Source organism: Pseudomonas sp. P5_A12 (assembly GCF_056400685.1).
This window is the reverse complement of record NZ_JBFUKU010000282.1, coordinates 1-6,823: the sequence shown is the minus strand read 5'-3', so window position 1 is coordinate 6,823 and position 6,823 is coordinate 1. Positions and strand designations below refer to the sequence as shown.

Sequence of the window (6,823 nt, the reverse complement as noted above, 5' to 3'; positions counted from 1 at the left end):
GCCTGGGGCCGATCAGCCTGATCGACTGCCTGGTCACTGATCAGCAACCTGTGCCGGCGTTGGCGCAGTTGTTGAGTCAGCACAAGATTCGACTCGAAGTCGTTTAACCCCTCTGGAGCTGTTCCCCTGTGGCGAGGGAGCTTGCTCCCGCTCGGCGGCGAAGCCGTCGCAGTTGCGGCTGTCCGAGTGAGTCTGAATGAACGCGGATGAATGATTTAGGGGCCGCTTCGCAGCCCAGCGGGAGCAAGYTCCCTCGCCACAGGGGAACAGCTCCAGAGGGGTTAAACGACTTCGAGTCGAATCTTGTGCTGACTCAACAACTGCGCCAACGCCGGCACAGGTTGCTGATCAGTGACCAGGCAGTCGATCAGGCTGATCGGCCCCAGGCGAATCATGGCGTTGCGCCCGAATTTGCTGGAGTCTGCCGCCAGAATGACTTGTCGTGCATTGGCAATGATCGCCTGCGATACCCGTACTTCCTGGTAATCGAAGTCCAGCAGGCTGCCGTCTTCATCGATGCCACTGATGCCCACCAGCGCGAAGTCGACTTTGAACTGGTTGATAAAGTCGACGCTCGCCTGACCGACCACACCACCGTCACGCCGCACGTTGCCGCCGGTCAGCAGCACGTCGAAGTCGTCCTTGGCGCTGAGCATCGAGGCCACGTGCAGGTTGTTGGTGATGATTTTCAGGTGATTGTGATTGAGCAGCGCCCGGGCAATCGATTCGGTGGTGGTGCCGATATTGATGAACAGCGAGGCGTGATCGGGGATCTGTGCGGCAATGGCTTCGCCGATACGCTGTTTTTCATCGCGCATCTGATCGGCGCGCATGGCGTAGGCGGTGTTTTCGACACTGGAGTCGTAGGCGGCGCCGCCGTGGTAGCGACGCAATAAATTAGCTTCCGCGAGTTGATTGATATCGCGGCGGATGGTCTGCGGTGTAACGACGAACAGCGTGGCCATTTCCTCGATACTGACGTAACCGCGTTCGCGAACCAGTTCGAGGATTTGCTGCTGACGGGGAGGCAGATTCATGGGGCTTCCTTTGGGCTGCCGTGAAAAATTTGCCCATGATGCCGCAGGAAGCTGCTCCCGACCAGTTACAACCCTATTCGCAACCTGTTGTTGGCTTATTCAGCGCCTTCATGGGGTTCCCAGTCGCGGGTGCGGCTGACGGCTTTTTTCCAGCCTGCGTAGAGTTTTTCCTTCGCGGCTTCGTCCAGGGTCGGTTCGAATTCACGCTCGATCACTGCCTTGCCGCGCAGTTCTTCCAGGCTGCCCCAGAAACCGCACGCCAGGCCAGCCAGGTAAGCGGCGCCGAGAGCGGTGGTTTCTCGCATTTGTGGACGCTCGACTCGAGTGCCGAGGATGTCGGCCTGGAACTGCATCAGGAAGTTGTTCGCCACCGCGCCACCGTCCACACGCAGGGATTTCAAACGTTCGCCGGAATCTTGTTGCATGGCGTCGAGTACGTCGCGGGTCTGGTAGGCAATCGATTCCAGCGCGGCACGAATGATGTGATCCACGCGTACGCCGCGAGTCAGGCCGAACAGCGCGCCACGGGCATAGGGGTCCCAGTACGGCGCGCCCAGACCGGTGAAGGCTGGCACCAGGTACACGCCGTTGCTGTCCTTCACTTTGTTGGCAAAGTATTCGGTGTCATGGGCGTCGTTGATGATCTTCAGTTCATCACGCAGCCATTGAACTGTGGAACCGCCGTTGAACACAGCGCCTTCCAGTGCGTAGGCCACTTCGCCGCGTGGGCCGCACGCGATGGTGGTCAACATGCCGTGCTGGGACTTCACCGCTTTGTTGCCGGTGTTCATCAGCAGGAAGCAGCCGGTGCCGTAGGTGTTTTTCGCCTGGCCGGGCTCGACGCACATCTGGCCGAACAGGGCGGCCTGCTGGTCACCGGCGATACCGCCAATGGCGATGCCGCTTTTAGTGTGGCCGTAGATTTCGGAGGAGGACTTCACTTGCGGCAGCATCTCGCGCGGAATATCCAGGATCTCCAGCATCTTCGCGTCCCACTCCAGGGTGTGGATGTTGAAGAGCATGGTGCGCGAGGCGTTGGTGTAATCGGTGACGTGGACTTTACCGCCGGTATATTTCCAGATCAGCCAGCTGTCGACGGTGCCGAACAGAATTTCGCCGTTGCGCGCACGCTCGCGGCTGCCTTCGACGTTGTCGAGGATCCACTTGAGCTTGGTGCCGGAGAAGTACGGGTCGGTGACCAGTCCGGTGGTGTCGCTGATGTATTGCTCGTGGCCGTCGCGCTTGAGCTGCTGGCAGATCTCGGTGCTGCGGCGGCACTGCCAAACGATCGCGTTGTAGATTGGGCGACCGGTGGTCTTGTCCCAGACCACGGTGGTTTCGCGCTGGTTGGTGATGCCGATGGCTGCGACCTGGTCGTGATGCAGGCCGGCTTGCGCCAGGGCCTCGACCATCACGGCGCTTTGGGTGGCGAAGATTTCCATCGGGTCATGTTCAACCCAGCCGGCTTGCGGGTAATGCTGTGCGAATTCGCGCTGGGCAGTGCTGACCACATTGGCGTCGCGGTCGAACACGATTGCGCGGGAGCTGGTCGTACCCTGATCGAGGGCAACGATGTAGTTCTTATTCTGAGTATCGGTCATGTCGATTGCCTTGGACGAAATAAGGAAGTGAAGTCAGGCGCGCAACCCCCTTCGCAGGATAACGCGCCTACGGTATCAAGAAGTTCTGGGTTTGCCGTCAATGGCCGGTGTTACGTCCTTTGTAGCAGGTGTGGCGCTGGGCAGATGACGGGCAATCAACCCGCGATAAGCAGCAGCACCGAGGCAGGCACCGACAATCGGTGCAAAAACAGGAATCAGGAAGTACGGGATATCACGCCCGCCGGTGAAGGAAATTTCACCCCAGCCAGCGAAGAAAGTCATCAGCTTCGGCCCGAAATCACGCGCCGGGTTCATCGCGAAACCGGTCAGCGGCCCCATCGAACTGCCAATCACCGCGATCAGCAGACCGATCAGCAGCGGCGCCATTGGCCCGTTTGGCAGACCGTTGTTGTCATCGGTCAGGGACATGATCACGCCCATCAGGATCGCGGTGATGATCACTTCCACCAGGAACGCCTGGGCCGTGGTCAGGGCCGGGTTGGGGAAGGTCGAGAACACCGATGCCAATTCCAGACTGGCCTGGGTGCCACGAACCATATGGTGGATTTGTTCGAAATCGAAGAACAGATTGCTGTACAGCGTGTAAACCAACAGCGCGCCGCAAAAGGCGCCCGCCACTTGGGCGAGGATATAAAACGGCAGTTTACGTTTTTCGAAGTCAGCGAAAATGCTCAGGGCGATGCTGACAGCGGGGTTGAGGTGGGCACCGGAAATGCCAGCGGTCAGGTAGATCGCCATGCTCACGCCGACGCCCCAGATGATGCTGATTTCCCACAAGCCAAAGCTGGCGCCCGCGACCTTGAGCGCGGCAACACAGCCTGTACCAAAAAAGATAAGCAGCGCAGTCCCTAGAAACTCGGCCATGCATTGGCTCGAGAGCGACGGTTGTTGTAAAGCAGTTGTCATTGAAAACCTCAATTGTTATTCTTGTCTGGCGCTTTTTTCATCATGGTCGAAGCGCGATTTTCACCAAGGCAGAATCCCCATCCTGGTCTTGGTTTACTGCAGAGTGTTGCTGTAAGGCTTTTCGTACTTATTCATATTTGAAAAAATATAGACAAGAAACATGGCTGTCAAAGGTCGAAAGTGAACCATCAGTCATAATCAAACTATTAGTCATGTGAATGATCGCGTTGTTCACACGGTGCTGATTGCGCGGACGAACGGTAAAAATCGCCGCCACCCCTTGAAAACAGGGGCGCAATAGAGCCTTTTACGAATCAATGACCTAGAATCGAGCGCAGGATTTTTCTACTGCCGCCCAGTCTGGAGCTGTCATGACCCCCGCATTGGATTTGTTGAAAAAAGTTCGAGCCGAACATCGTGTGCACAGTTACGAACATGATCCCAAGGCCGCTTCTTATGGATTGGAGGCTGCCGAGAAGCTGGGGCTCGACCCGGCACAAGTGTTCAAGACCTTGCTGGCGGCCAGCGAAAAAGGCGAATTGCTGGTGGCGGTGGTACCGGTGGGTGGGACTCTGGACTTGAAGCATCTGGCTCATGCTGCAGGCGTGAAAAAAGTCGAAATGGCCGATCCGGCCGCTGCGCAACGATCCACTGGTTATTTGTTGGGCGGCATTAGCCCGCTGGGGCAGAAAAAGCGTTTGCGCACCTTTATCGACAATTCGGCTCAGCCGTTCGCCAGTATTTTTGTCAGCGCCGGTCGGCGTGGTCTGGAAGTCGAGTTGGCGCCGGCGGTTTTGGCTGAACATACACAGGCCAAGTTCGCCGATATCGGCCGCGTTTGAGTCAGAGGCGGGGAAGGATTGACGGGAGTGCGTCGCTCGTTGCGAGCGGAACGCTGATGCTCGGTTGACACAAAACTACTGTGGGAGTGAGCCTGCTCGCGATGACGTAGTGTCAGTCAACGATGATGTCGACTGATGCACCGCTATCGCCGGCAAGCCGGTCTCGCTCCCACATTTAGTCCATGTGTATCAGTTGGCGGTGCTGTAGCGGCGCACGCCGGACTCGACCGCTGGAATCTGCGCGGCGGTGCTTCCGGATGCCTGAAACAACACCAGGTGCTCGGCCGCTACACGAATGCCGACGTCAGCACCGACTTGCCGATCCACATGACTCGGGAAAATCGATTCTAGCTGCGCCCCGGTCGGCATCTGCAACCGGTACAACGTCGATGCGCCCTGGAACGACTTGCCGACAATCCGCGCCTTCAATGCGCTGTCCGGCGCATAAACGATATCGTCCGGACGCAGCAACACATCCACTGCACTGCCGACCGGCCAGGTATAGGCACGATTGCCGCGCAACTCACCCAGTTCGGTCTGCACCGACTCCGGGCTGCTCAACTGGCCACGGATGAAATAACCCTGGCCGATGAAGCTGGCTACAAACGGTGTCAGCGGTTCGTGATACAGGTTGTAGGGCGTGTCCCATTGTTCCAGGCGACCTTCCTTGAACACACCAACATGATCGCTGACGGCAAAGGCTTCTTCCTGGTCGTGGGTCACCAGAATCGCGCTGGTGCCACGGGCCTTGAGAATGTCGCGCACCTCATGGCTGAGCTTGCGCCGCAGCTCGCCATCGAGGTTGGAGAACGGTTCGTCGAGCAGCAGCAGTTGCGGTTCTGGCGCCAAGGCGCGGGCCAGGGCAACACGCTGCTGCTGACCGCCGGAAAGTTCATGCGGGAAGCGCTTGCCGAGGTTTTTCAGGTTGACCAGTTCCAGCAGTTCTTCGGTCACTCGATCTTTTTGCGGATGCTTGCGGATCCCGAAAGCGATGTTGTCGGCCACGCTCAAATGCGGAAACAGCGCGTAGTCCTGGAACACCATGCCGATCCGGCGCTTCTCCGGGGCGAGGGTGAAGCCAGCACGGGAAAGCGTCTCGCCCGCCAGTGTGATTTCACCTTCGTGCACCGGTTCAAAACCGGCAATTGCCCGCAATGTGGTGGTCTTGCCGCAACCCGAAGAGCCGAGCAGGCAACCGATGTCACCGGCATTCAAATGCAGGTTAAGGTTTTGCACGACTCGCTGGTCTTGATAGCCGCAGGCAAGATTGCGCAGGTTAAGCAGTAATGGCTGGCTCATGCGTGGTGATACGAAGGCGGGACGAGAAACTCGAGCAGGGCCTTTTGTGCATGAAGCCGGTTTTCCGCTTGATCCCAGGCCACGGAGCGTTTGTCGTCGAGCAGGTCGATGCTGATCTCTTCGCCGCGGTGCGCCGGCAGGCAGTGCATGAACAGCACGTCGTCTGCGGCGAGGTCGAGCAGGGCGCGATTGACCTGGTAGGGCGCGAACAGCTTCAAGCGCTTGGCAGTTTCTTCTTCCTGGCCCATGGAGGTCCAGACGTCGGTGCTCACCAGGTGGGCGCCGCGCACGGCGTCCTTTGGATCGCGGACGATGGTCACCCGATCGCCGGCCTTGGCCACGAACTCAGGGTTGGGTTCATAGCCTTCAGGGCAGGCAACGCGCAGTTGGAAGTCGAACTGGATCGCCGCTTCTATATAGCTGTTGCACATGTTGTTGCMGTCGCCGATCCAGGCCACGGTCTTGCCCTGGATCGAACCGCGATGTTCGAGGAAGGTTTGCATGTCAGCCAGCAACTGGCACGGGTGCAGGTCGTCGGACAGGCCGTTGATCACTGGCACGCGGGAGTTGGCGGCGAATTCGGTCAGGGTGCTGTGGGCAAAGGTTCGGATCATCACCGCATCGAGCATGCTCGACATGACGATCGCGCTGTCGCCGATAGGCTCGCCACGGCCCAATTGCGTGTCGCGCGACGATAGGAAGATCGCCTGGCCGCCGAGCTGGATCATGCCGGCTTCGAAGGAGATCCGGGTGCGGGTCGAGGACTTCTCGAAAATCATCCCCAGGACGCGGTTTTTCAGAGGCTCGAACAGTACGCCGCGGTTACGCAGGTCTTTGAGCTCAACGCCTCGACGGATCACGCTGACCAGCTCTTCGGGCGTGCAATCCATCAGGGAGAGAAAGTGCCTTGCGCTCATCATTGACTACCTTTTTGCTACAAACCGCAGATGCTCAAAGCCTTGTTTAACGGAACAACGGGCGAGACCTGCGGCGTAAGCCGCACGGGGCGACGAAATAGGGGAAGGCGCGATCTTATAATTAAATGTCGCGTCTTACCAATAGGGCTACGTTTTTCAGGGAATTTCAGAGGGGCTACGGACGGATCGCAGTAGCGCGC

Annotated in this window: 6 protein-coding genes and 1 pseudogene; 2 read left to right on the top strand and 5 right to left on the bottom strand. The window is 58.5% G+C overall.

Translation table 11 applies throughout. From position 1 onward, the window contains the following. Window positions 1–107, top strand: a pseudogene (locus tag AC1DSG_RS25410) (DeoR family transcriptional regulator); the annotation flags it as partial. Between the two features lie 174 nt (window positions 108–281). Here AC1DSG_RS25410 and AC1DSG_RS25405 read toward each other — a convergent pair. The 3 genes from AC1DSG_RS25405 to AC1DSG_RS25395 all read right to left on the bottom strand — a co-directional run bounded on the left by AC1DSG_RS25405 (window position 282) and on the right by AC1DSG_RS25395 (window position 3,565). Continuing rightward, entirely contained in the window at window positions 282–1,037 is a 756-nt protein-coding gene (locus AC1DSG_RS25405; protein WP_007916700.1) for a DeoR/GlpR family transcriptional regulator, read from the bottom strand. 95 nt (window positions 1,038–1,132) lie between these two features. Continuing rightward, a complete protein-coding gene (gene glpK, locus AC1DSG_RS25400) occupies window positions 1,133–2,638 on the bottom strand; it encodes a glycerol kinase GlpK (RefSeq protein WP_477793346.1) in 1,506 nt (501 codons plus the stop codon). Window positions 2,639–2,713: 75 nt separating this feature from the next. Further along, window positions 2,714–3,565 carry an MIP/aquaporin family protein gene (locus tag AC1DSG_RS25395; RefSeq protein ID WP_477793345.1) on the bottom strand — a complete coding sequence of 284 codons (852 nt, stop codon included), beginning with the start codon at window positions 3,563–3,565 and terminating at the stop codon, window positions 2,714–2,716. A gap of 371 nt (window positions 3,566–3,936) precedes the next feature. On the opposite strand from AC1DSG_RS25395, the gene ybaK reads away from it, so the two are divergent. Then, a complete protein-coding gene (gene ybaK / locus AC1DSG_RS25390; protein WP_452627986.1) occupies window positions 3,937–4,407 on the top strand; it encodes a Cys-tRNA(Pro) deacylase in 471 nt (156 codons plus the stop codon). 189 nt (window positions 4,408–4,596) lie between these two features. Here ybaK and AC1DSG_RS25385 read toward each other — a convergent pair whose 3' ends face one another. Both AC1DSG_RS25385 and argF read right to left on the bottom strand, forming a co-directional pair. Continuing rightward, window positions 4,597–5,706, bottom strand: coding sequence for an ABC transporter ATP-binding protein (locus tag AC1DSG_RS25385; protein ID WP_477793344.1), 1,110 nt, complete (start codon window positions 5,704–5,706; stop codon window positions 4,597–4,599). Further along, window positions 5,703–6,623, bottom strand: coding sequence for an ornithine carbamoyltransferase (gene argF / locus AC1DSG_RS25380; protein WP_477793343.1), 921 nt, complete (start codon window positions 6,621–6,623; stop codon window positions 5,703–5,705). The genes AC1DSG_RS25385 and argF overlap by 4 nt, the downstream gene beginning before the upstream one ends. Between the last annotated feature and the right edge of the window lie 200 nt (window positions 6,624–6,823).

Excerpts from the sequence above, each read along its gene's own strand:
- AC1DSG_RS25405 (WP_007916700.1), bottom strand. The coding sequence starts at position 1,037 with ATGAATCTGCCTCCCCGTCAGCAGCAAATCCTCGAACTGGTTCGCGAA.
- glpK (WP_477793346.1), bottom strand. The coding sequence starts at position 2,638 with ATGACCGATACTCAGAATAAGAACTACATCGTTGCCCTCGATCAGGGT.
- AC1DSG_RS25395 (WP_477793345.1), bottom strand. The coding sequence starts at position 3,565 with ATGACAACTGCTTTACAACAACCGTCGCTCTCGAGCCAATGCATGGCC.
- ybaK (WP_452627986.1), top strand. The coding sequence starts at position 3,937 with ATGACCCCCGCATTGGATTTGTTGAAAAAAGTTCGAGCCGAACATCGT.
- AC1DSG_RS25385 (WP_477793344.1), bottom strand. The coding sequence starts at position 5,706 with ATGAGCCAGCCATTACTGCTTAACCTGCGCAATCTTGCCTGCGGCTAT.